Below are 24,555 nucleotides of genomic sequence, written 5' to 3'. Positions count from 1 at the left end.
CTTTCACAGGCCCGGGAGCATTTCCGTCGCATTCATTCCGTATCGCACTAAGAAAAAACAATACTCAAGCAAATCGAGCTAAGCGCCAGGATTGTCAGGCCCGAACAAAACACTGTATAAATAACCAGACCTAAAGCCTGGGAGCGGCCGTCATGCTGGTGCACCTGTCCGTACATAACTACGCCATTGTTGAACACCTTGATCTAGAGCTGGATCGCGGAATGAGCGTAATCACAGGCGAAACCGGCGCCGGCAAGTCGATCATGCTCGACGCGCTGGGCCTGACCCTGGGCGACCGTGCCGACAGTGGCGTGGTCCGCCCCGGCGCGGACAAGGCCGATATCCTGGCCACTTTTGATCTAGCGGACATCCCGGAAGCGGAAGCCTGGTTGGCTGAACGCGACCTCAATAACGACGGCCCGTGCATCCTGCGCCGAGTCATCACCGCCGAAGGGCGCTCACGCGGCTATATCAACGGCACGCCCTGCCCCCTGGGCGACCTGAAAGCGCTGGGCGAGTTGCTGATCGATATCCACAGCCAGCACGAACATCAATCCCTGCTGAAAACCGATACCCACCGCCGCCTGCTGGACGAATACGCAGGGGCCACCGACCTGGCCCGCCAAGTGCAGCTTGCCGCCCAACGCTGGCGCCAGACCCGCCAGGAGCTGGAGCGTCTGTCCAACTCCGGCGACGAACAACGCGCTCGCCACCAGTTACTCAGCTATCAACTTGAAGAACTGGAAAGCCTGGGCCTGGGCGAGACGGAGCTGGAGCAGCTGGAACAGGAACACAAGAACCTCACCAACGCAGAAACCCTGCTGGGCATTTGTCGCCAGGTAGTGGAGCAGTGCAGCGAGAGCGATTCGGGCAATGTGCTCAATGCACTCACGACCAGCCTCAATCGGCTGTCCAGCGTAAACAGCGCATCCGGCTCATTGAGCGAAGCCACCACCCTGCTGACCAGCGCACAGATCCAGGTTGAGGAGGCAGTGGGCGAACTGAATCGCTTCCTGGACCACTTTGATGCCGACCCTGCTCGCCTCCAGGAAATAGAAGAACGCCTGGACACCATCTACACCCTGGCGCGCAAACACCGGATCCAACCCACCGAAGTGGCGACGATGCAGCAGAAATTGCTGGATGAAATCGAAACCCTCAACGCAAATGACGAATCCATCGAACGCCTGGGTGAAGAGCTCGCTTCGTTTGCCCGTCATTACCAGGAGAAAGCACGAGAACTCAGTGACCTGCGCCGTCAAGCAGCCACAGGGCTGGCCGGTGCGGTCGAGCAGGAAATCCAGCGCCTGGGCATGCCGGGCGGCCGCTTTACCATCGAGTTGCGCACCAACGCCACCAATGAACTGCAACCCCATGGCCTGGAGCAGGTAGAGCTGCTGGTCAGCGCCAACCCAGGGCAGCCGCTCAAGGCACTGGCCAAAGTGGCGTCCGGCGGCGAGCTGTCGCGCATCAGCCTGGCCATACAGGTGATAACGGCCCAGACCTCACGCGTCCCCACCCTGGTGTTCGACGAAGTGGACGTTGGGATCGGCGGGCCGACTGCTGAGATTGTTGGTCAGCTGTTGCGACGTTTGGGAGATCGCGGCCAGGTGCTGACGGTGACCCACTTGCCGCAGGTAGCTGCCCAAGGGCATCAGCACCTGTTTGTACATAAAGTGCGGGGCAGTGATGCAACGCATACCGCAGTGTCCAAGCTGAACAAATCGGAACGCGTGGAAGAAGTGGCACGCATGTTGGGCGGTATAGACTTGACCAAAGAGTCCTTGGCTCACGCCAAGAAAATGGTGGTAGCCGCCAAGGCTTAGCCAAGCCTTTCTTTATATAGAGGTAGAAAACACGAAGGCGACCCTGAGGTCGCCTTCGATCGTTGCGCGGGTGAATCCGCGTCATTTTTACTTTTTCTTACGGATGTACAGAACCAGATTGTGGTCGACCAATTCGAATCCATGGTCCTCGGCAATCTTATGTTGCAGAGCTTCGATCTCGGGGCTGGTGAACTCGATAACCTCATTGGTATCCAGGTCAACCATGTGGTCATGATGACCACCGTCAGCCAATTCAAACACCGCATGACCGCCGTCGAAATTATGGCGAACCACCAGCCCTGCGGCTTCAAACTGGGTCAGCACACGATAAACCGTGGCCAGGCCAACGTCCTCGTTAGACTCCATCAGCGCCTTGTAGACATCCTCGGCACTCATGTGGCGCTGCTCAGCAGAATCGAGCATTTGTAGAATTTTGACTCGTGGCAGAGTCACTTTGAGACCGACTTTGCGTAGTTCGCTATTTTCAACCATGGTTAGCTTTCTCGCGGATGCTGCTTCGCAGCTTCTCTTAATACGGGTATGATCGGCGTTTAACGTTGTCCCAGCCAAGATAGTGGAAGTCGCCCACCGATGCAAAACACCAAGCTCTTGCTAACCAGTTTCACCTTTGTGGGACTGCTCGCACTCGCCGGTTGTTCATTCCCCGGGGTTTACAAAATCGACATCCAACAGGGCAATGTCGTCACGCAGGACATGATAGACCAGTTACGCCCGGGAATGACCCGACGGCAAGTACGGTTTATCATGGGCAACCCTCTGCTGACCGACACTTTCCATGCCGATCGCTGGGATTATCTCTACAGCATCCAGCCTGGTGGCGGTGAACGCCAGCAGGAGCGCGTCAGCGTTATTTTTAATGGCAACGACCAGCTTGTCAGCCTGTCAGGTGACTTCAAGCCCGGTGTAAGCCGCGATGACGCCCTGCTCGGCAAGGATAACGGCACGAACGTGAGCGCGCCTGCACAGGACGCCGAGAAGCCGAAGTCCGAAGAGCCTGCCAAGCCCGGCTCCTTGCTGGACCAGATCCAGAAAGACGTCGACGGCGTGAAGACCGTCCCGGTCCCGACACCAGAACCTCTGGACGCCAGCCCGCAGTAACTGTGCGGCAAGCAACAAAAAAGCCCGGCATGCCGGGCTTTTTGTTGCGTGTCATCTGGCGAACCTATGTGCCTTGCTGCCTGGTCATCGCAGCCTTGGCCGCACGCAGCCTACGCACCTCTTTAGGGTCTGCCAGCAACGGCCGGTAGATCTCGATACGATCACCCGCGTTGACGGTACGCTCATCCGGCTTTTCGACCACCTTGCCGAAAATACCCAAGGGATACTCAGCCAGCTCCACCCCGGGAAATTGCGCCGCAATCCCCGACGCCCGCACCGCGCCCCTTAAACTCGTGCCCACGGGTACCGTTACCGCCAACAACACCTGGCGGTCCTCGGCGGCATACACCACTTCAATCTCAACCATGCAGTTGTTTGGCTCGCTGGCAAAATGCGTCCACCAGCGTATTGGCGGCCTGATTGAACAGAGGGCCCAATGTCGCCCGCACAACCGGGCCCGCGTAGTCAAAGGACAGGTCCAGGCTGATCTTGCAGGCTTTGTCGGTCAGCGCCTTGAAGACCCACACCCCGTGCAATTGAGTGAAGGGGCCTTCCTGCAGGTTCATTTCAATGGATTGCCCAGGCACCAGCACATTACGCGTAACAAAGTGCTGGCTGAGACCACCCTTGGCCACCCCGACACTGGCAACCATATGCTCATCAGTGCTTTCCAGCACTTGCGCAGTAGAACACCACGGCAGGAACTCCGGGTAACGCGCCACGTCGTTGACCAGGTCATAGAGCGCCTGCGCCGGATAGGGCAGCAGGGCCGAACGTTGAATATGCGTCGTCATGTGAGCGTGATTTCCACTGCTGAGGCAAACATCGCGAAAAGAACAGCCGGATCCGCGAGCGAAAAAGATCAAAGAACTGTCTGCATTGTCCGGGATTCGTCGAACACGCTCAAGCACGCAGGTTGACCGTAGCCGACACGCTCGCAACTCCCTATAATGCCGCCCCTATGGCTAAACAAAAGAAACACCCCACAGGGACCATCGCGCAAAATAAAAAGGCGCGACACGATTACTTCATCGAACATCGGTTCGAGGCTGGTCTGGTCCTGGCCGGCTGGGAAGTAAAAAGTCTGCGCGCCAGCAAACTGCAACTGGTCGACAGCTACGTATTGCTCAAGGATGGCGAGGCATGGCTGCTTGGCAGTCATATCACCCCGCTGACCACCGCGAGCACCCACGTGATTGCCGACCCGGTACGCACGCGCAAACTGCTGCTCAATGCCCGCGAGATCGATAAACTCGCGGCAGCCGTACAGCAGAAGGGCTATGCCTGCGTCTGCTTGTCCTGGTACTGGAGCAAGCACCTGGTCAAGTGCGAGATCGCACTGGGCAAGGGCAAGAAGGAATACGACAAGCGCGATACCGAGCGCGAACGCGACTCCAACCGTGAGCTGCATCGCGCCGTGCGCAACAAGGGCAAGGAAGAGTAGCCCTTGCGAGGCTGTAGCCTGGGGTGGCTCACCCCGGCTACATGCCTTTACGCCGCTCCGCCCGCGCCACGCGCTGAACCTCCTGACGTACTTCCTCCAACACTTCCTGCACATACAGCAGGTGACGTGTTGAGACTTCCCGCGCCTGCTCGGCCCGCCCTTCGATAATTGCCAGATACAAGTCCCGATGCTGGCTGATGAGCATGTCGCGCGTCTCGGTGCGTTGCTGGTACATGCCACCGATATTGGTCACCACGTTGCGCTTGAGCAGATCGAACAGCCCCCGAATGGTGTGCAACAACACCGCGTTATGGCTGGCCTCGGCAATCGCCAAATGAAACCGCGCATCGGCCGCCCCCTCTTCCAGGCGGCTTACCTCGTCGGCCCGCGTGTAGCAATCCTGCAATGCGTCAAACGCTGCGGTCAGCCGCTCACGGTCGACCTCGGTGGCGCGCAGCGCCGCGTAATAGGCGCAGGACGCCTCAAGCGTCTGGCGAAACTCCAACAGGTCACGCTGCGCCTCGGGGTTGTTTTCCAACAGATGCAGCAACGGATCACTGAAGGTCGACCCCAGCGACTCCGCCACATAGTTACCCCCGCCCTGGCGACTGACCAACAACCCCTTGGCCGCGAGCTTCTGGATCGCCTCACGCAACGACGGGCGCGACACGCCGAACCGTTCCGCCAGAGCACGCTCTGCCGGCAAGCGTTCGCCTGACTTCAACGTGCCCTCGAGGATCATGCCCTCAAGCTGCTCGACAATATCGTCAGACAAACGGCGCTGCCGCACCTGATCAAACCCCATAACTCACTCCCCACAACCCCGACCACTCGCCGGGGCCTCTATTCTCGCCTATCGCCGCGCTCGCAGCACCTATCAGAACGCCCTCGATTGACCCAACCAGAACCCCCTCGCCGACGGCGCTACGACCAAAGTTTGCCAAGCGGCAAATTGACACACCCACGCCAAGGCTTTTACTCTAGCCGACAGCGCTTGTAAATTGGTCTTACCAATTATCCAAGATGACTGAATCGCGCCTGACCAACAACAATTAGGGGCCACCCCATATGCAAACCTGGCAACAGCTCTACAGCCCTCTCGGCAGCCTCGGCCTGTCCGCATTGGCCGCCGTTATCCCGATCGTATTCTTCTTCCTGGCCCTGGCCGTGTTTCGCCTCAAAGGCCACGTCGCCGGGAGCATCACCCTGGCGCTGTCGATACTGGTGGCAATCTTCGCCTTCCAGATGCCGGTAAACATGGCGCTCGCCGCCGCAGGCTACGGTTTCGCCTATGGGCTGTGGCCAATCGCGTGGATCATCGTCGCCGCGGTCTTCCTCTACAAACTGACGGTCAAAAGCGGCCAGTTCGAGATCATCCGCAGCTCGGTGCTGTCGATTACCGACGATCAACGCCTGCAGGTATTGCTGATTGGTTTCTGCTTCGGCGCCTTCCTGGAAGGCGCCGCCGGTTTCGGTGCGCCGGTCGCGATTACCGCCGCCCTGCTGGTGGGCCTGGGCTTCAACCCGCTGTACGCTGCCGGCCTGTGCCTGATTGCCAACACCGCGCCGGTCGCCTTCGGTGCGCTGGGCATTCCGATCATTGTCGCCGGCCAAGTGACCGGTATCGATGCGTTCAAGATCGGCGCCATGACGGGCCGCCAACTGCCGCTGCTGTCGCTGTTCGTTCCGTTCTGGCTGGTGTTCATGATGGACGGCCTGCGCGGCGTTCGCGAAACCTGGCCGGCAGCGTTGGTGGCGGGCGCAAGCTTTGCGGTCACGCAGTACTTCACCTCCAACTTCATTGGCCCTGAACTGCCGGACATCACCTCGGCCCTGGCCAGCCTGATCGCACTGACCCTGTTCCTGAAAGTCTGGCAGCCCAAGCGCACTGCCGGCGCACAGATCGCCGGTGTCACCCCCAGCGCGACGATCACCGCCAGCGCCGGGGGCTTCGGCCAGCCGCGCAGCACAGTGGCCTCGCCTTATAACCTGGGGCAGATTTTCAAAGCCTGGTCGCCGTTCCTGGTCCTGACCGTACTGGTCACCATCTGGACCCTCAAGCCCTTCAAGGCAATGTTCGCCGCAGGCGGCTCGATGTACAGCTGGGTGTTCAACTTCGCCATTCCCCACCTGGATCAAATGGTGATCAAGGTTGCGCCAATCGTCACCAACCCGACCGCCATCCCCGCCGTCTTCAAGTTGGACCCGATTTCGGCTACCGGCACCGCGATTTTCTTCTCCGCACTGATCTCGATGCTGGTGTTGAAAATTGACATCAAAACTGGTCTGACCACTTTAAAAGAAACCTTTTACGAGCTGCGCTGGCCGATCCTGTCCATCGGCATGGTGCTGGCGTTCGCCTTCGTCACTAACTACTCCGGCATGTCGTCGACCATGGCCCTGGTATTGGCGGCCACCGGCGCCGCTTTCCCGTTTTTCTCGCCGTTCCTCGGCTGGCTGGGGGTTTTCCTGACAGGCTCCGACACCTCGTCCAACGCCCTGTTCAGCTCGCTGCAAGCCACCACCGCGCACCAGATCGGCGTCAACGACACCCTGCTGGTGGCCGCCAATACCAGCGGCGGCGTGACCGGCAAGATGATTTCGCCGCAATCGATCGCCGTGGCCTGCGCCGCGACGGGCCTGGTGGGCAAGGAATCCGACCTGTTCCGCTTCACCCTCAAGCACAGCCTGTTTTTCGCCACGATCGTGGGGCTGATCACCCTGGCACAGGCCTACTGGTTCACCGGTATGCTGGTGCACTAAAGACCTGCACGTAATAGGGTAAGCATCGACGCCGGACCACGGTTGCGGCGTCAACTATTCCTGGAGGACCGATGAGCCTGCCTGCTGCTTTTCTGCGCGACGTCGCACAGCTGATTTCGAAAGATCGACGCTTCGACGACCCGCTTTCCACCCTGGCCTTCGGCACCGACGCCAGCTTTTATCGACTGATCCCACAACTGGTGGTCCGTGTAGAGTCGGAAGACGAAGTGGTGGCGCTGCTGCAACTGGCCCAACGCGATCACGTACCCGTGACCTTTCGTGCGGCAGGCACCAGCTTGTCCGGCCAAGCCATCTCTGACTCGGTGCTGATCGTGCTGGGCGACAACTGGAACGGCCGCGAGATTCGTGGGCAAGGCACGCAGATCCGTCTGCAACCCGGCGTGATCGGCGCTCAGGCCAACGCCTGGCTGGCGCCGTTCGGGCGCAAGATCGGCCCTGATCCTGCGTCGATCAACGCCTGTAAAATCGGCGGTATCGTTGCCAACAACGCCAGCGGCATGTGCTGCGGTACGGCACAAAACACCTACCACACCTTGGCGGGCATCCGCCTGGTACTGGCTGACGGCAGCCGCGTGGACACCGAAGATCCAGCCAGCGTCGCAGCCTTTGAGCAACAACATGGTGCACTGCTCGAGCGCTTGGCGACATTGGGCCGCGAGACGCGAGCCAACGCCGAACTGGCAGCCAAGATCCGCCACAAATACCGCCTGAAAAACACCACCGGCTTGTCACTCAATGCCTTGGTCGACTTTGATGAGCCCCTGGATATCCTCAGCCACCTGCTGGTGGGTTCCGAGGGCACGCTGGGCTTTATCAGCGCAGTCACATACGACACGGTGATTGATCACCCGAACAAGGCGTCGGCGCTGATTGTCTTCCCGGACGTCGAAACCTGCTGCAACGCAGTGACGGCGCTGAAAACCCAACCGGTCTCGGCGGTCGAATTGCTCGACCGGCGCAGCCTGCGCTCGGTACAGAACAAACCCGGTATGCCGGCTTTCGTACAACACCTATCGGAAAGCGCCTGCGCGTTGCTGATCGAATCCCGTGCGGCATCGCCATCACTGCTGCAGGAACAGATCAGGCTGATCATGGCCTCTCTGGCGCCTTTCCCTGTGGAAAAACAGGTCGACTTCACCGAAGACCCCGTGGAGAACGCCCGGTTATGGGCCATCCGCAAAGACACCTTCCCCGCTGTCGGCGCCGTGCGCAAAACCGGCACCACGGTAATCATCGAAGACGTGACCTTCCCGGTCGAACAACTGGCCATCGGCGTCAACCGCCTGATCGAACTGTTCGACAAGCATCACTACGACGAAGCGATCCTTTTCGGACACGCCCTGGAAGGCAATCTGCACTTTGTGTTCACGCAAGGCTTCAACAGCAGTGAAGAAGTCGCACGCTACCAAGCGTTCATGGACGACGTCGCGCAGCTGGTGGCCGTGGAATTCGGTGGTTCGCTGAAAGCCGAACACGGCACCGGCCGTAATATGGCGCCCTTCGTCGAACTGGAATGGGGCAGCGACGCCTATCAATTGATGTGGCAGCTTAAACGCCTGCTCGACCCCAACGGCATTCTCAATCCAGACGTGGTGCTCAGCGAAGATCCGCAAATCCACCTCAAACACCTCAAGCCCTTGCCCGCCGCCGATGAGCTGGTGGATAAGTGCATCGAGTGCGGTTTCTGCGAGCCGGTGTGCCCGTCGAAGGGGCTGACCCTGAGCCCGCGCCAGCGCATCGTGATCTGGCGCGACATCCAGGCCAGACGGCGCGCCGGCGTCGACACCACCGAGCTGGAAGCGGCGTACCACTACCAGGGCATCGACACCTGCGCCGCCACCGGGCTATGCGCCCAACGCTGCCCTGTAGGCATCAATACCGGTGACCTGGTGAAAAAGCTGCGTTCTCGCGACGCCAACCGTACGAAAACAGCCGAATGGCTGGCCAGCCATTTCGCCACCGCCCTGCAAGGTGCACGCTTCACCCTGCACGTTGCCAACGGTGCGCGCATGCTGCTGGGCGCACCACGCCTTGCAACACTCTCGGCGAACCTCACCCGGTTGTCCCAAGGCCAGATCCCGCAGTGGACCAACGCCATGCCGCAGCCGGAGAAAGCCATTCGCTTCAGCCCGCCCGTGACCGACGAGCGCCCCCGCGTGGTTTACCTGGCGGCTTGCGTCTCGCGTGCCATGGGCCCCGCAGCCGGTGATAAAGAGCAGATGTCGCTGTACGACAAAACCCGTGGCCTGCTGGAAAAGGCCGGCTACCAAGTCGTATTTCCCGAGCACCTGGACAACCTGTGCTGCGGGCAGCCCTTCGCGTCCAAAGGCTACGCCGAACAGGCCGAACACAAGCGCCAGGAAATGCTCGGCGCCCTGCTCCACGCCAGTCGTGGCGGCCTCGACCCGATCTACTGCGACACCAGCCCCTGCACCCTGCGGCTGATGCAGGACCTCGGCGAAACGCGCCTGGACCTCTACGACCCGGTGCGCTTCATTCGCACCCATCTGATGGACCGCCTTGACTTCACCCCCCAGGAAGCGCCCATCGCCGTACACGTCACCTGCAGCACCCAGCACCTGGGCGAAAGCCAGGCGTTGATCGATCTGGCGCGACGCTGCGCCAAGACCGTGGTGATCCCTGAGGGCATCCACTGTTGCGGCTTTGCCGGCGACAAGGGCTTCACCACGCCGGAACTCAACGCCCATTCACTGCGAACCCTCAAGGACGCGGTGCAATACTGCAGCGAAGGGATTTCCACCAGCCGCACCTGCGAAATCGGCCTGAGCCAGCATGGCGGCATCGATTACCACGGCTTGGTGTACTTGGTGGACCGCGTCACCCAGGCCCGCGCAGATTAAACCTGCAAAAAAACAGAACCCCGGCGCGCCGGCGTAGTCATCTGCATAGGTCTTCGCGACGAAGGCCCTCAACGACTTCGCTGGCTGCCCCACCCCGGGAGCAGCATCGAGCCTTACGTGTACAAGGAGAATACCGATGAAGCGCACTGCTCTTGCTGGCTTGTTCATCACTGCGGCGATGCTGGCCTCCCCTGTTTTCGCGGCCGGTGAACCTGATTTGTGCAAAATCAACCTCGACAAAATCAACAACGGCAAAGCCCTGCTGGCCACCGACACCTCTGGCAAAAGCGGCGAAATCGACACCGCCGTCTCCCAAGCCAAGGCAGCCCACGCCGCCGGTGATGACAAGAAGTGCATCGAGATCACCTCCAAAGCCCTGCAAGACCTACAGAACAGCGACAAAGGCGGTAACCAGTAACGCGCCGACGCTCAAGGCCAACCTTCGGGTTGGCCTTTTGTGACCGTTTGGCGTACACTGCACAAGCTTGTCACTCACTATGAAACAACGAGTTACAAGCACGGGGCCGTTTAGGATTCGACGCCGGTCGCGAAACTTTAGGTGCATGCCGAGTTGGTAACAGAACTCGTAAATCCACTGTTGCAACTTCTTATAGTTGCCAATGACGACCAATACGGTGCTGCTCTCGCTGCTTAATTGCAGCTGACATGCACTCCTGATGCCTTCGGGCTCAGCAATCATCAGGGGATGTCTGTAAACCCAAAATGATTGTCATATAGAACAGAATCGCCGTGCAGTACGTTGTGGACGAAGCGGCTAAAACTTACACAACTCGCCCAAAGCACCCTGCCCGTCGGGTCGCTGAGGGTTAACTTAATAGACACGGCTACGCATGTAGTACCGACAGCGGAGTACTGGCGGACGGGGGTTCAAATCCCCCCGGCTCCACCACTTCATCATCTAAAGACGTCCACGGACGTCTTTTTTTGTGCCTGAAATCCAGTGAAATCAAGGGTTTAAGCGCTACTTGGCGCTGGAGAGGTTTTTTGAGTTCCAGCCGTTTGGGTATTCCAAATGGTATTCCAAGCCATCCGGTGCTATTTTTTGGAATACCAAAACGGTGTCAGAGGTAGCTCTCATGCCCGCTCCAGCCCTTCGCCTTTCCGACCGCCAGCTCAAGGCAGTCAAGGCAAAAGACAAGGATTACGTCCTCAGCGATGGTGACGGCCTTCAGCTCCGAGTCAGGAGCAATGGCTCGATGCTGTGGAACTTCAACTACCGCGAGCCGGTAACCAAAAATCGTATCAATATGGGGCTGGGCACATACCCAGAGCTCTCGCTAGCGAACGCCAGGAAGAAAGTGGTGGAAGCACGCGAGCTGCTGGCACAAGGCATTGATCCCAAGGTGCAACGCAATGCACAGGACGAAGCCAAACGAGCGGAGACGGAACACACGTTCGAGAACGTGGCCACCGCCTGGTTCGAGCTGAAGAAGGACTCCGTCACGCCAGCGTACGCCGAGGACATTTGGCGATCGCTCACGCTGCACGTATTTCCAGACCTGAAAACAACGCCGCTCTCGAAAATTACCGCACCGATGGTCATCGAACTGCTTCGCCCAATCGAGGCCAAAGGCAGCCTCGAGACAGTGAAGCGACAGAGCCAACGGCTCAACGAGATCATGACTTACGGGGTTAACTCCGGTCTGATTTTCGCTAACCCTCTCAGCGGCATTCGGGCGGTCTTCAAGAAGCCCAAGAAAGAGAACATGGCCGCGCTACGACCCGAAGAGCTATCCGAGCTCATGATCGAAATCGCGAACGCCAGCATCAAGCGTATCACCCGCTGCCTGATCGAATGGCAACTGCACACCATGACCCGTCCTGCCGAAGCGGCTACCACCCGATGGGTAGACATCGACTTTGACAAACGCATTTGGACCATCCCGCCGGAGCGCATGAAAAAGCGTCGTCCGCACACCATCCCGCTGACCGAACAGGCACTCGCCTTACTAGAGACGCTTAAACCCCACAGCGGCCACAGGGAATACGTGTTCCCGGCAGATAGAAACCCGCGCACCCACGCCAACAGTCAGACTGCCAACATGGCGTTGAAACGCATGGGCTTCCAGGACCGCTTGGTCAGCCACGGCATGCGTTCCATGGCTAGCACCATCCTGAACGAGCATGGCTGGGATCCGGAGCTGATCGAAGTCGCGCTGGCGCATGTCGACAAAGATGAAGTCCGTAGTGCCTACAACCGGGCGGACTACATCGAACGCCGGCGTCCGATGATGGCTTGGTGGAGTGAGCACATCCAGAAAGCGGCCACTGGCAACCTGTCGGCATCTGCGATCAATCAAACCAGGGACGACAACGTCGTGCCGATACGGTGAGCGCTCACCGGACGCCGCCAGTAACCAAAATAACTCCCCAGATGGAGTGATGGTTGATTTGGCGACAGCGGCGACACCGGCGACGACCCGTGCAATACCTGGTCTGCAGCATGGCGACAGAAGTGGCGACTGTCGCCGTTGCAAGCCTCTCTCTTGGGGCTTTCTCGGCCAAGCCCAAGCGAGCGGGAAGGCTCCGCATTCCCACTCGCATGGGCTCTGCGTAATTGCATCTCACTTGACCACCTAATTGCATTGCCACTGAACAGTCATTTGCATTCGCGCTGACCAGCAGTTTGCAGTTGATGGGGGTCAGCAGGTGCCACTCAGCGCGAGTGCGTCAGCCAAGCACTGAAGGACTGCAACCGACCCATAGTTGTCAGTCATTTGTGTCCGCAAAATCACGGGTTGTTCAGCTCTCAATCAGCGATCACGCCTTCTGCTTACACAGAACTTGCTTGTGTTGCATCGACCGGTTGAATCCACAGCCGTCTCTTGCCTTTTGCAACAGGCAGAAAACGACTCATAGCTACCGGTCAGCAATGGCTGAAATTGACCGAAAGAAGTAGTCGGAAATATCGAAAAGACCGGGGGCAACTCAAACACTACAAGGCCGGCGAGAGCTAACTTGCAGCATTGCCGAGCATGCTCGGCACAGTTTGATGGTAAGCCTAATCGCCATGATAGTGTCCATGACGATTACGTAAACCTATGAACTAACCTCTACTGATATGTTGCTGAGCATCTCAGATGAGTCCATCTACACTGCTGCCAACTTCATAACTTCTGGGCTTTCGCTTATCAAGTTTTGCAGTTTTAGCGTTACTTTGTCATCCAGCTTTGAGGAGGGTGGTAGCTTTCCGCAAATTACTGCAATTATGTACTCGGACAGCATGTTGCTCTGGTCTATATCACCCAGCTCTTCAAGCAGGATATTTAGTGTTTTCTCTTTTTCGACCACGCCAAACTCGATACCTGCTGCATTTCGAATCAACGCGGATCTGATAAGACCTTCTGAGTAGCTTACAAAGTTAGCCGAGGCCAGTACCTGGGTATGAGGGAAGCCTGGTGCTAAACGAGCTGTATCGTCCTGAACTGTGCGCAGCTGCTGTAAAGCCGAAGCAACGGCCAAAATTACACCGCTAATCGCTGTGTCTGTTGGTGCAAGAACCGATTCCGCACCCAGTCGTACCTGCTCGCTATCGTGGTCAATGTGGAAAACCGCGTCAGTGCCTTTGACTCCATCAATCAAGTTGGAAAGCTTCGAAACTCGGCGATGAAAATTCCCTAAACTCTTGAGTGCAGGTTTGATGGAGCCCTTGATCGTTTTCAGTTCTAGGCACCAAGGACACTCCTTTGGCCCAATGTCAGGTAGAACTAGATATTCAATATGGTCAAACGCTCTGCGCACCCCTGGATCAGGATAGGCCAGGCTATTTCGGAGAAGTTTATGCGTTCGCCACGATGACGTGGGTCTGAAAACTCCAGCCAAAAAAGTAATATCTTTAATCGCTGTGCTGAGCTCAGGCTGTTGCCTGAAAAAGTTGTTGAATTTTGTAAAAGCATTACCATTGATTGTAACGGAATCATAAATCACTACTTTGTCTGCTTTTTTGATAACATCCAAAGTAGCTGGGTCGAGCATATTTCCGGGTTTAGGCGTATATTGGCATGTAGCTCCAATCGCTGCTACTGCCGCCTTGATTGCGGTTTCATCTACGAGCGTGAGAACAACTGAGTCTTTGGTTAGAGTTTTAGCCAGTTTTTCATGAAGACTCTCTTTAAAACAATCGGTTTCAGCGATTTTATTATAGTCTAGGAAATAAGCATAGTGCTTGTTGCCTTTGGATGTGTCTCCCTTATGGAATATGATTATATCATCGAGGTGAGAATTATATTTGACAAAGAAGCCATATCCCATTCTCGCTATTGAGGGTGGCAAACTAATTCCTGAGTCTTTTGGATCCTTTACGTAATAAGCGCTAGGGTGAATTTCAATAGCCTTGCTGTTGTTCTTGCAGAATTCGCAGTCTTCAAAACTATAGTTGACGATGTCGTAGTCTGCGATGCACAAGCTGTGTGCATTCTCCGAGAAAGAGTAGACCGATACAGTCGCCAGTTTTTTTGATGGATAGGCCTCATCGAAAATCTCTTGAAACATTCCGATAAGACTCCCGCTGCTTACCACGCTGACTAGCAGAAGAGGGCTTTGAGCTGCTTTGAGGGCCGGTGTTGGCGCGCAGACTACGCTTTTACAATCTACCATCTTCTTGGCTGGGTGCGCAGGGAGAGCGTCAAACGCAGTATCTTTGCCAAGGATCTGCAACGCCCGCAGTGGAATGGCCGCAATTGACCATGAGTCAATAAAAATATAGTCAGCACAATCAATGTGCTTGAGAAGCCAGAAGGTCACCCTGTCCAGGTCATCTCGATTTCGTATAGAGTCTCCTAAGCGGAAGAACGCATTGGTATGATTATGCGATGGCGTTGCAAAATGATATTGAGATCCGCCGTGAATGAAACTATCGCTGGCATTTTGTTCCAAAAGCCGCGCCAGGTCGATCGAGGCCGCACAAGCAGTGTCAAAATCGCTGTCTACAAGTTCAACCTTGTCCGAATGGATTTCGTAGACTCGGTAAGCCTTCAGGTTTTTGCAATAGTGAATTATAGCTATGGACTTGACATTCAAGCGTGCGAGCAGTTTGTCCCTGATCGGCGCGTTGTCCTCATCTCCCATGGCAGCAAGAAAATCCTTGCTCGTGGCAAGGAGATAGCATCTGTCATAAGGATTGTCAGATGGGCTGGTAGAAGATACAAGCAGTGGCTCAACGTCAGCCGGCGCAGCCATTCCAATGCAATTAATGATTACAGGGTTCATAGTTTAGGCCGGGATGATAAGCGATAGCGATGTTGATAGATCATCTGCTGGAAGTTTCAAGTCGAAAACCTGAGTCTCACTAAGGAACTTGTCATTAATAAAGTCATAGTTTATGCAGAGTGTACCGGAGGTTGTCATGATGACCATGCCTTTCAATTTCTTTGCGCATTCCATGGCTGCAAAAAGTCCCAGTCCGCGACTAATAGGCTGTCTTTGTATTTTTGAAGTACTATTCTTATGAAACGCCAGTCTCACTACGTCCACTCTTTCCAGTCCAGGCAGGGTGTCTTTGAGTGTCTCATAGATGCCGGTACCGGAGTCGACAATGTCAATAATCAGATATTTTTTAGCGGATTCTTTTTCGAATCTAAATGTCAGATACTTTCTAAGTGATTCCGGAATTTCGGTGCTCTGAATCTGAGCGAGGTTAGTGTAAATTACTTTTGAAACCTTGATGTATCTAAGTGATATTTCGGTGCTTCTTGCGTGATGAATAGTGTTCTCCCAGATTTCTTTCAGAAGAACATAAAGACTCATTGAGTTTGTGATGTGTTCGAGTGAGTCTCTCGCTACAGCAGTGTCGCCAAACATGCATTGCTGAATCCTGGGTGCAAGAGTACGTCTAAAGTCTATCTCTGAAGGCTCGCTGTCCCCGAGATTTAGAAATGGAGGATGTATGAAGTAAGGGTCTAAAGCATAGAGTGAATAAGACTGTCCGCCCTCAAATTCACCGTAGTCCATGTTGACAGCGTTGCTCACCATTTCCACCAACAAATCGGTTACGTCGACATTCAACTTGTCATAAATCTTTAAGTCTTGTGTGCAGATATTGATCATGCATGCTGAGCTGAGATAGTTATCATCTCTAATGCCATGCTGTTCAAGATCAGTTTTGCGCAGGTGAAGTTTTACCTTCCCTAATTTTTTCCTCCTACCCAAAGCAATGATGCAGGATATAAAAAAGCCTTCAGCGCCAAGCGTGAAGCTAGCATCCTTCGTAAAGGTAAAATCCATCGTTGTTTCAAAATCAATGTGTTTTGTCAGGTAGCCTATTGAACAGCCTGACTTTATGCTGATTTCACTCATAAACAGTACCTGTCTCGTCAGCGTAGATTGCCCATAAATTCTATTATCATCGTTTCTGCGCTTTAACTGGCAAGCTGTTTTTCGCCTTCATTCTGGATGTTTTGGGTCTTAACATCGGTGTTCAGTCAGATGCAGTGAAGCACTTTGGAGCTTACCACTGAAGAAAGGCTTCGTTAGCTATAGGATTAGCTCATCATCTCCCTGCACCCTCCAGTTGGGGTATTGGGTCGAGTAACCGCGCTCTACCGATCCCTGATCTCTTACAAGACTGAAACCGGCCAACGCCTGCAACCGGCTTCGAGAGAGTGGTCAGTTGACCAATGAATTTGTCAGACCGGCCCGAAAGCTGCCGTTGGTGGAAGGCGGCTTTTGGCCGTTCTCCGCCGGTCGTCACTACGGCGTGTGCTGGTCAGGTCGAATGCAATTCGACTGGTCAGTGACAATGCAAATGGTCAAGTCCATGCAATTACGCAGGCTCACATTAAAAACCGACGAACGACCACCCGGCCATGGAAAACCACCGGCCGCCAAGGTCTTCCAGCGCTACCAATGGACGCAAGAGTCACCCCCAAAATACGGTTGACCGCGAGCAGAACGAGCGCTAAACCAGAACTGTACCAGCGCTGTCCTCGACAGCACCCAGGTAGCCAGAACCTTTGAGGCTACGCCACATCGTGGTGGTTCACCCCAAGTGCGATTAGCGTCCGGTGGCTCGCACGGTCACAGCGATGTGATGGATGCCTACTTCTCAACTTTGCCCACTGCGGCAACTCAGGCCTTCTCCTGGCTGCTCTGCAGCAACTTATCCGCTTGGCCATTTCTTGCGCCAACCTATTGCCCGTCTCTTTGCCTCCTAAAGAGACGGGCGCATATCACACTGCTGCAGCCCTTCTCGCACGGGCCTTTGCGGCTTTCCACCTCGTGACAATCGGCGTGACAAACACCGAATGCTCACTCGCCACAGCGATACCGATGATGGTGCCGCAGCCCACGGAATGGACTGCACCTGACTGACAGTCACGCATGCCCCAGTCATCGCCTCACTGCCTTCACCTGACTCAGGATCTCGCGACACCGGCCTCGTCAGCCAGTGCAGCCTCCACCCGCCCACCGCTATCGGTGTTCAGGGGGCCAGATCATGAGATGCCCAAGCTCCCGGCCGTAAGGAGCCGTCAGTCCCGCGTTAGCGGACAAACCTCACAGGTCGCAGGGGCCTTGATCCCTGATAACACTCAACAACCGTGGCGGGATGAGTGAGGACGACGTCGATAATCTCAGGAGAATTGTGATGCAACTGTGCGAAGCGTTCGAGCCCCCACAACCCTTGCTGGAATACCAGCAGGCGCCACTGCCCTACCCGGTCGAAGCACTCGGGGAATTGTTGGGCCCTGCGGTCGAACGACTGGCCGAGGTGATCGGCGTGCCCTGCGCCATGGCCGCGCAATCGGTGCTGGCCAGCGCTGCTCTGGTGAGCCAGGGTCATGCCAATGTCCAACTCGACGGCCGAACCTATCCGCTGTCCCTCTACCTACTGACGGTGGCGTCCTCGGGTGATCGCAAAAGCGCGGTGGACCATCTGGCACTGAAGGCCGCGCGTGACTGGGAACGACAGCAGTGGACCCTGTATGCGGAAAAGCTCAAAGCCTATCGCGCCGCTACCAACATCATGGCCAAACCCAAAACCTCAAAGAAACACGCGGAGGCGAAAGACGGTGAGCTATCCGAGCCGGTACCGCCAAGACTGATCATTGCCGAACCCACCATTGAGGCTCTGGTCAAAAGCCTGTGCCATGGTTTGCCCAGCATGGGCTTATTCAATGATGAAGGTGGCCAGTTCTTGGGCAGCAGCACCATGAGCAAAGAGAACCTGCTTAAGGCGATCACCACCTTGTCGACACTGTGGGATGGCAGCCCGATTGATCGGGCGCGCTCCATGGCCGGAGAAAGCCTGCGAGCCTATGACCGCCGCCTCAGCCTGCACCTGATGCTGCAACCCTACCTGGCCAACCAGCTGTTCAAAGACCCGGTGATCAATGGCCAAGGCATCCTCGGCCGTTGCCTGATCAGTTGGCCCGAGCGCCTGGTCGGCCAGCGGCTCTACAAGGCGATTGACCTGAGCCGGGATGCCAAAGTCCAGCGCTACCAACAACGGATCACCACCCTGCTGCAACAGCCTTGGTCGATTCACCAGGATGGTTCACTCAATCCCGCCACACTGGAGCTGACTGCCCGTGCCCGTCGTGCCTGGATTGATATTCACGACACCATCGAATGTCAGTCTGGCGAGTTCGGCGAGCTGGCCGGCATCCAGCCTGTCGCGGGCAAAGCCGCGGCGAATGTACTGCGTATCGCGGGTGTGCTGGCCATGGTTGAAGAGGCCAGTGCGTTGGACGAAGCACACATTCAGCGCGCCTCCACGTTGATGGATTACTACCTGGCCGAGATCCAGCGCCTGACCGAACAGGAGCCGGTCAATAGCCGATGCGAAGAGGCAGATCGCCTGCTGCGCTGGCTGGTGCAGAAAGGCTGGACTCACTTCACCATTCGCGACGTCAATCGCAACGGCCCTCGTTTTGCCCGCAAGAGCGCTGACCATACCGCCTCTTTATTGGTCGTGCTGATCACTCATCGCTGGCTGAGCAGCCGCGACGGAAAAACTTTCGAGGTCCGCCATGTTTCGCCTCAATGACGCGGTGCGCCGCTACCAGGCGCAACATCGATCGCAACTAGAATCGCGGCGTGTCGCCGCCTCTGTCGCCACCCTGTCGCCACGCGCCAGGCCAGAAACGACGCGGGTTGTCGCCACTGTCGCCGCTGTCGCCACACCACCCCTGAAGCCTGCCCACATCGCCCTGCTGATCGAGCAACTGCGTGAGGAAGGGGCACTGCTGCAACACCAGGAGAACACCCTTCTGATCCGCCCGACGCACTGGCGGCAGATGGACAGGCTCAGCCCTCACTGGAAAGCCTTGCTGCTTTTTCTGCAAACAAACGAAAACGGTGAAGATGATGGCTCTGGTCGGTCGGCGTGAGGGTCGCAACTTTGGCTATGGCCGCCAGCTGAGCTATGCCGGCTCACAAGCGCTAAAGGATTTGTTTGCCGGCGGCCACTTCGCCACGGTCAAAGCGCATAGCGATCGCTGGCAAGCGTTCGTGCGTTGGTGTCGGTCAGAGGACGGCCCGGGTTACAACGATGCGCGCCAGATCGATCGACGGACGCTGCAAGACTACGCCGCCTACCTGCGCCAGCAGATCCAGCAAGGTGAACTCTGCATCGCGACCGCGCAGAACCGCCTGAGCAGCGTCAACCGCACCCTCGCCGCGCTGCGCGGTGATCAGGACGTGAGGATCGCCAGTCCGAGCCAGGCGTTAGGTCAGCAGCGCTCGAGCGTACGCACCCGCGCGCCGGATGGCCAAGACCGCCAACAGGTAAGGCGAGTGATTGAGGCGCTGGGTGAACAGCAACACGAGCGGGTGGCCGCAATTGTCCTGTTGGCCCGAGCAACCGGCATGCGCCTGCGCGAAGCGATCCTGGCCGACCTGCCACGCTTGCAACGCGAATCCGAACACTTAGGCCGCATCAACATCCAGGACGGCACCAAAGGCGGCCGCTCAGGCGCTTCAGCGCCGCGATGGGTTGTGGCCAATGAAGCGGTGAAGGCGGCACTGCAGTTGGCTGGTCATGCGTCGCCGACTAGCAGCCGCAACTTGCTGGCTCGAGACGAAAGCTATGCCGCGTTCCTGCAACAGACCGTGCTCCCCGCCCGAGAAGTGCTGCATGAACACGGGCTGAAGGGTTTTCATGAACTGCGCGCAGCCTACGCCTGCGAGCGTTACGAGCAGCTCACGGGGCACGCCGCCCCGGTCAACGGTGGGCAGTGCTATCGCATTGACCGCAACCTTGATCGACAGGCGCGGCAACAGATCAGCCTTGAACTCGGACATAACCGGATCGATGTGGTGTCGGCCTACATTGGAGGTCGAGCGTGACCAAGATCTTTGATATGGAGCTGTTCCTGAGCGGCGTACTGACTGGCTCGAAGGCCACCCAGCAACGACACCTACGGCAAGCCCGAATCATGCAAGCTGCCATTCAACAGCGATGGCAGCGAGATAATCCTTGGACCTGGCAGCTCAAGCATTTGCGCTGGTTTCTCACTCAGCACCTGAAAGACCATACCGACGCCACCCGGTATTACTATCGACTCACAGCTCTATTGCTCTGGAAGCGATTAGGGAGAGTCCGAGAGCTGCTGATGTGATATTCGACGAGTCCTAGCCTAGCCCACCAGTCGCACTTACAATCGGGCTAGTGCAACCTCACTCTTTCCAAACCTCAGCAGCCAACGGCAACTCATTCAGCTCGGCACGGGCCTCACGCCACGTTGGAAAATGCTCCCCAAGGATAGATATAAAGCGATCGTTGTGGGTGGGTTCGAGCAGGTGAACCATCTCGTGGACGACCACGTACTCAAGCAGGTCTTTCGGCTTCTTCACCAGCTCGGTGTTCAGTCGAATGTTACCTGCTTGATGGTTACAGCTGCCCCACTTGGTTTTCATCCGCTGCAGGTAATAACCAGCCACCTTCACCTTCAGCTTGCACTCCCACTTCCTGACCAATGCAGGCACAACGGCGTGCATTTGCAGCTTCTGCCATTCGTGCATCACTTCTGCGCGTTTTTGTGCATCGCTGCCTGGACGAACAGTCAAGGTAATGCGTTTGTGGTCGAGCACCACCGATGGCTTGGCATCCTGATGGTTAACTACCATCAGGTAGCGTCGACCCCAGATATAGTGGCTTTCTCTTTCCACAAACTCACGCGGCGCCTCACGCGCCTGCGCTTCCAGTTTGCTCTGCTGCTCGCGAATCCAGCCCAGTCGGGAAATAGCATAAGCCCGAGCGACTTCAAACCGCGTGCTTGTTGGGGCGACTAACGTTACCCGCCCCTCGGGCGGGTGCACGCTCAGGTGGACATTCTTGATGTCTTTCCTGGTCACTGAAATTGAAATGTCGCCCAGCTCAATAATCTCGTTCATCAATATCCCTGTTGGTTCTTGATGATCTCGAATATTGCCGAAGTCGCTACACGGTCACGCCCCATCAGGGGAAACAGCGCATTAAGAACCTGCGCTTCCCGCGCAGGATCTCCTCGCCAGGACGAAGGGGCTGATCCGCGCATGGCCAGATCAATATCCAGAGCCAGTTTCACCTTTGCCCCTTCATCTTTCGGGCACTGGAAGGTGGTCGTTGCAATGTTGTCCAGGTTATTAAAAAGCACAGTCGCTTCCCGATGGCCGTTAAGTGCAGCCGGGGAGTTGCCTGGTCCTTTATGCCCCAACTGTCTGACCAGCACCTCGGCCTTACGCAAAAATTCCTCGTAAGCGGCTGCATCGTCACGACTCTGTTTGATCAGATCCTCAAGCAACCGCGACATACCCTCGTAGAACTTCGGGTCTGTCAGTTGCTCTCGAATGATGGTCTTCCGTACGTTGTTGATAATGCCTTCGGCAATCGCTCCCTTGGAGAGGTTGCCTTTGGCGTTGAGCTTTTTGGCGATGGCATCGTGAACGCCAGTCTGAACAATCAGCTCAACCAGCGAGAAATTATCGACCGTGCTCATCGGGTCGGCAGGGTCTGCCTGAATATAGGTATTGAGCAGATGCCGCATGTCCGCTTCGAATGGTTTGATATCCAGCTCTTCGCCGGAATGTTTCTTTATCGCCTCACGAACGTCAGCGTAGAACTGCACTTCTGTCTGAAGCCTGCCGGCTTCAGCAGCCGAGTAACCGGCTTCGGTGAGGTTCTGCGCCAACTCGGCAAACGCCCGCACAAATGAAGCCACCGCCTTGTAGAAGGACACCCGCAGTGCTTCGGTCTCATCCAGCCCATTGGCGTTAGCGGCAGCACCACAGAAGTAATGGATAAACTGCTCAATCTCGCGCGGTGGTGCCACGGGGTCGCACAAGTAACTCAATGCCTCGCGGGCAGCGTCCAGTTGCTTCTTCCCTTCGACCAGCCAGTTCTTCAGCTCAACGTTGTTATTGCCCCCGCTGCCTGCGTCAACATCCAGCTCGTCAGAGGTGTACACCGAAATGGCATCTTGCACGTCGCCGAACAGCTCTTTGAAGTCGACGATATAGCCAAAGTCCTTGTCATCACCGTCGAGCCGGTTGGTGCGGCAAATTGCCTGGAACAGGTTATGGTCCCGCAGCTCGTTATCCAGATAGATATAGGAGCAACTAGGTGCATCGAAGCCAGTCAGCAGCTTGCTGACCACGATGAGTAACTTCAGGTTGGCCGGCTCCTCAATGAAGCGACGCTTGGTCTCTTCTTCATAAGCGTTGGTAGTCTGGCCCGGCTTCAACACGTACTGTGTATAAGTATCGAACTTGTAACGCTCATCGCTTTGCGCCGGCTCGCGGGAAATTGCGTTGTGGTTCGGCTCATAGGACGTGACGATGCCGCAATACGTGCCGAAATAGGTGTTCTTAAACAACCGGAAGTAGTGACAGGCATCGTAGATGCTGGCGGCCACCAGAATGGCCGTCCCTCGGTCATTGTTCAGACGTGGCTTTAAGCCAAAATCCTCAATGATACTAGCGACGATGCGCTGCTTACGCTCACCAGCACTCATGAGCGACTCCATGGTGGCCCATCGTTTGCGCAGGATCGATTTCTGGTAATTATTCAGAGCTTTGGTTGCTCGTTCAAACCATGCATCGATTCCGTCCCGCGAAGTCAAATGCTGCGGTACGTCGCGCGCTTCATACTTAAGGTCCAACACGACCTTATCCGCCACCGCTTCGTGGAATTTGTAGGTATGGATGTAAGTGCCGAACACGTCGCGCGTAGTCTGCTTGTCCTTACGCAGCAACGGTGTACCGGTAAAACCAATAAACAGGGCATTGGCCAGCCACTGCTTCATTTGCTTGTTCATGTCACCGCCTTGGGTACGGTGACATTCATCCACGAAGACATAGAAACGCCCATGCATGGGCGGTGCCGGTACGCTCAAATCAGGCTCAAACTTGTGTAGCAAGGCACATAGCAGGCGTGGTGCGGCAGCTGAGAGCTTCTGCACAAGATCGGCACGGGAGGCAATGCGTGGCGAGGGCGAGTCGTTACCGATTACCCCGGCATTACGCATCACCCCGGATATTTGCTTGTCCAGCTCATCGCGATCCGTGATGACCAGAATGCGCGCCTCAGGATCATGCTCCAGCAACCACTTGGCGATCAGCACCATCAGAATGCTCTTGCCACTGCCCTGGGTATGCCAGATAACCCCGCCCTCTTTACGCCGAACACGCTCCTGCGCGGCCTTCACTGCAGCGTATTGATGAGGGCGCGGCACCTTCTTGATACCCGCATCGAAGATGATGAAGTTGCGAATCAGATCGAGTAAACGAGACTTCTCGCACATCTGCGCCAGTGGGTCGTCCAGCAAGTAACCAGACTGTGGCACTTCTGCATCCAGTAGCACTTGGTAGCGAGCAGGCATCTCCTGCAGGGTATTCAACTCCTCAGGCCCAGCGTTCAGGGAGGACGCCTTCCACTCGACAAAAAACTCGGCGCGGGTAGTCGCCGTGCCGTAGCGCAAGCCCTGAGAGTCACTGCCAGCGAAGACCAACTGCACTGTACTGAAGAAACCCTTGTTGAAGATTTCCTCCTGGTTGGTGATCAGTTGGTTAACGCCATCGGCCACCTCTACCGAACTACGCTTGAGCTCAATCACACCGATGGCGATACCGTTCAGATAAATCACCAAATCAGGGCGGCGCTCATGGCCACCGCGCAAGGTCACCTCTTCGGCAATGGCAAAGTTATTGTGCTCAGGGTGCTCCCAATCAATCAGATGCACCGTTTCGTGGGCCTGTCCAACGGCTACCTGTACTGGTACGCCGTAACGCAGCAGTTGGTAGGTACGCAAATTAGCCTGATACAGCGTGATGCCAGTGGAATCAGCCGCTGTTATCAGCTTTTGCAGCGCCGCCGATATCTGTGCATCGGAGTAGCCGCGCTGTTTCAGATTGGCCTGCAGCAGCTCGACTTCAATGTTGCGGTTCTGCCCACGCTTGCTCCACTCACCCAGGTAGTTGTAGTCAAGACAATCAGGCCGCGACTTGTCCGTAAACAAAGCCAAAACACGATTCTGGGTGCGACGTTCAGAGCGAGGTTGTTGAATCATCAGGTGCATCCTGCAGG

Annotated in this window: 20 protein-coding genes and 1 other RNA gene; 13 read left to right on the top strand and 8 right to left on the bottom strand. The window is 56.5% G+C overall.

Annotated features, from left to right (window positions below):
- Positions 1-152: 152 nt before the first annotated feature.
- Positions 153-1,826 (top strand): DNA repair protein RecN, encoded by a 1,674-nt coding sequence (gene recN, locus ACQRBT_RS27890; protein WP_412047033.1) that lies wholly within the window; start codon positions 153-155, stop codon positions 1,824-1,826.
- 87 nt (positions 1,827-1,913) lie between these two features.
- Here the strand turns inward: recN and fur are convergent, their stop codons facing one another.
- On the bottom strand, positions 1,914-2,318 hold the full coding sequence (fur, locus tag ACQRBT_RS27885) for a ferric iron uptake transcriptional regulator (protein WP_090365772.1): 405 nt from the start codon (positions 2,316-2,318) through the stop codon (positions 1,914-1,916).
- Positions 2,319-2,417: 99 nt separating this feature from the next.
- Between fur and ACQRBT_RS27880 the strand changes: the two genes are divergently transcribed.
- Positions 2,418-2,945: an outer membrane protein assembly factor BamE gene (locus ACQRBT_RS27880; protein WP_060752277.1), complete on the top strand. Its 528-nt coding sequence runs from the start codon at positions 2,418-2,420 to the stop codon at positions 2,943-2,945.
- A 64-nt stretch (positions 2,946-3,009) separates the two neighbouring features.
- On the opposite strand, the gene ACQRBT_RS27875 is transcribed toward ACQRBT_RS27880, so the two are convergent.
- Together ACQRBT_RS27875 and ACQRBT_RS27870 are read right to left on the bottom strand one after the other, a co-directional pair.
- Positions 3,010-3,312, bottom strand: coding sequence for an RnfH family protein (locus tag ACQRBT_RS27875; protein WP_161548379.1), 303 nt, complete (start codon positions 3,310-3,312; stop codon positions 3,010-3,012).
- Complete coding sequence (locus ACQRBT_RS27870; protein ID WP_060752279.1) at positions 3,305-3,739, bottom strand: type II toxin-antitoxin system RatA family toxin; 435 nt, start codon at positions 3,737-3,739, stop codon at positions 3,305-3,307. The genes ACQRBT_RS27875 and ACQRBT_RS27870 overlap by 8 nt, the downstream gene beginning before the upstream one ends.
- A 167-nt stretch (positions 3,740-3,906) precedes the next feature.
- On the opposite strand from ACQRBT_RS27870, the gene smpB reads away from it, so the two are divergent.
- Entirely contained in the window at positions 3,907-4,389 is a 483-nt protein-coding gene (smpB, locus tag ACQRBT_RS27865; RefSeq protein ID WP_060752280.1) for an SsrA-binding protein SmpB, read from the top strand.
- Between the two features lie 37 nt (positions 4,390-4,426).
- Here smpB and ACQRBT_RS27860 read toward each other — a convergent pair whose 3' ends face one another.
- Entirely contained in the window at positions 4,427-5,194 is a 768-nt protein-coding gene (locus ACQRBT_RS27860) for a GntR family transcriptional regulator (protein WP_060752281.1), read from the bottom strand.
- Positions 5,195-5,457: 263 nt separating this feature from the next.
- On the opposite strand from ACQRBT_RS27860, the gene ACQRBT_RS27855 reads away from it, so the two are divergent.
- From ACQRBT_RS27855 to ACQRBT_RS27835, 5 genes are all read left to right on the top strand, one after another.
- On the top strand, positions 5,458-7,152 hold the full coding sequence (locus tag ACQRBT_RS27855; RefSeq protein WP_412047034.1) for a lactate permease LctP family transporter: 1,695 nt from the start codon (positions 5,458-5,460) through the stop codon (positions 7,150-7,152).
- 71 nt (positions 7,153-7,223) lie between these two features.
- Complete coding sequence (locus ACQRBT_RS27850) at positions 7,224-10,034, top strand: FAD-binding and (Fe-S)-binding domain-containing protein (protein WP_412047035.1); 2,811 nt, start codon at positions 7,224-7,226, stop codon at positions 10,032-10,034.
- Between the two features lie 136 nt (positions 10,035-10,170).
- Positions 10,171-10,452: a hypothetical protein gene (locus ACQRBT_RS27845; RefSeq protein ID WP_060752284.1), complete on the top strand. Its 282-nt coding sequence runs from the start codon at positions 10,171-10,173 to the stop codon at positions 10,450-10,452.
- A gap of 102 nt (positions 10,453-10,554) precedes the next feature.
- Positions 10,555-10,944, top strand: a transfer-messenger RNA (tmRNA) gene (gene ssrA / locus ACQRBT_RS27840).
- A 187-nt stretch (positions 10,945-11,131) separates the two neighbouring features.
- Positions 11,132-12,388, top strand: coding sequence for an integrase domain-containing protein (locus ACQRBT_RS27835; protein ID WP_412047036.1), 1,257 nt, complete (start codon positions 11,132-11,134; stop codon positions 12,386-12,388).
- Between the two features lie 757 nt (positions 12,389-13,145).
- Here ACQRBT_RS27835 and ACQRBT_RS27830 read toward each other — a convergent pair.
- Entirely contained in the window at positions 13,146-15,263 is a 2,118-nt protein-coding gene (locus tag ACQRBT_RS27830) for a hypothetical protein (RefSeq protein ID WP_412047037.1), read from the bottom strand.
- Positions 15,264-15,266: 3 nt separating this feature from the next.
- Positions 15,267-16,349 carry a hypothetical protein gene (locus ACQRBT_RS27825; protein ID WP_412047038.1) on the bottom strand — a complete coding sequence of 361 codons (1,083 nt, stop codon included), beginning with the start codon at positions 16,347-16,349 and terminating at the stop codon, positions 15,267-15,269.
- A 313-nt stretch (positions 16,350-16,662) separates the two neighbouring features.
- Between ACQRBT_RS27825 and ACQRBT_RS27820 the strand changes: the two genes are divergently transcribed.
- From ACQRBT_RS27820 to ACQRBT_RS27800, 5 genes are all read left to right on the top strand, one after another.
- Positions 16,663-16,932: a hypothetical protein gene (locus ACQRBT_RS27820; RefSeq protein ID WP_412047039.1), complete on the top strand. Its 270-nt coding sequence runs from the start codon at positions 16,663-16,665 to the stop codon at positions 16,930-16,932.
- A 705-nt stretch (positions 16,933-17,637) separates the two neighbouring features.
- Complete coding sequence (locus ACQRBT_RS27815) at positions 17,638-19,038, top strand: YfjI family protein (protein WP_412047040.1); 1,401 nt, start codon at positions 17,638-17,640, stop codon at positions 19,036-19,038.
- The gene (locus ACQRBT_RS27810) at positions 19,022-19,381 is read left to right on the top strand and encodes a hypothetical protein (protein WP_412047041.1); all 360 of its coding nucleotides are present in this window, start codon (positions 19,022-19,024) and stop codon (positions 19,379-19,381) included. The genes ACQRBT_RS27815 and ACQRBT_RS27810 overlap by 17 nt, the downstream gene beginning before the upstream one ends.
- Complete coding sequence (locus ACQRBT_RS27805; RefSeq protein ID WP_412047042.1) at positions 19,359-20,339, top strand: integrase domain-containing protein; 981 nt, start codon at positions 19,359-19,361, stop codon at positions 20,337-20,339. The genes ACQRBT_RS27810 and ACQRBT_RS27805 overlap by 23 nt, the downstream gene beginning before the upstream one ends.
- Complete coding sequence (locus ACQRBT_RS27800; RefSeq protein ID WP_412047043.1) at positions 20,336-20,611, top strand: hypothetical protein; 276 nt, start codon at positions 20,336-20,338, stop codon at positions 20,609-20,611. Before ACQRBT_RS27805 ends, ACQRBT_RS27800 begins: the two co-directional genes overlap by 4 nt.
- Positions 20,612-20,669: 58 nt before the next feature.
- Here the strand turns inward: ACQRBT_RS27800 and ACQRBT_RS27795 are convergent, their stop codons facing one another.
- Together ACQRBT_RS27795 and ACQRBT_RS27790 are read right to left on the bottom strand one after the other, a co-directional pair.
- A complete protein-coding gene (locus ACQRBT_RS27795; protein WP_412047044.1) occupies positions 20,670-21,386 on the bottom strand; it encodes a M48 family metallopeptidase in 717 nt (238 codons plus the stop codon).
- Entirely contained in the window at positions 21,386-24,538 is a 3,153-nt protein-coding gene (locus tag ACQRBT_RS27790; RefSeq protein WP_412047045.1) for a type I restriction endonuclease subunit R, read from the bottom strand. Before ACQRBT_RS27790 ends, ACQRBT_RS27795 begins: the two co-directional genes overlap by 1 nt.
- Between the last annotated feature and the right edge of the window lie 17 nt (positions 24,539-24,555).

The organism is Pseudomonas sp. R19M (assembly GCF_050312585.1).
Taxonomy (GTDB): Bacteria; Pseudomonadota; Gammaproteobacteria; order Pseudomonadales; family Pseudomonadaceae; genus Aquipseudomonas; species Aquipseudomonas palleroniana.
The sequence above is the reverse complement of the archived record's forward strand: the minus strand, read 5'-3'. Positions and strand labels throughout refer to the sequence as shown.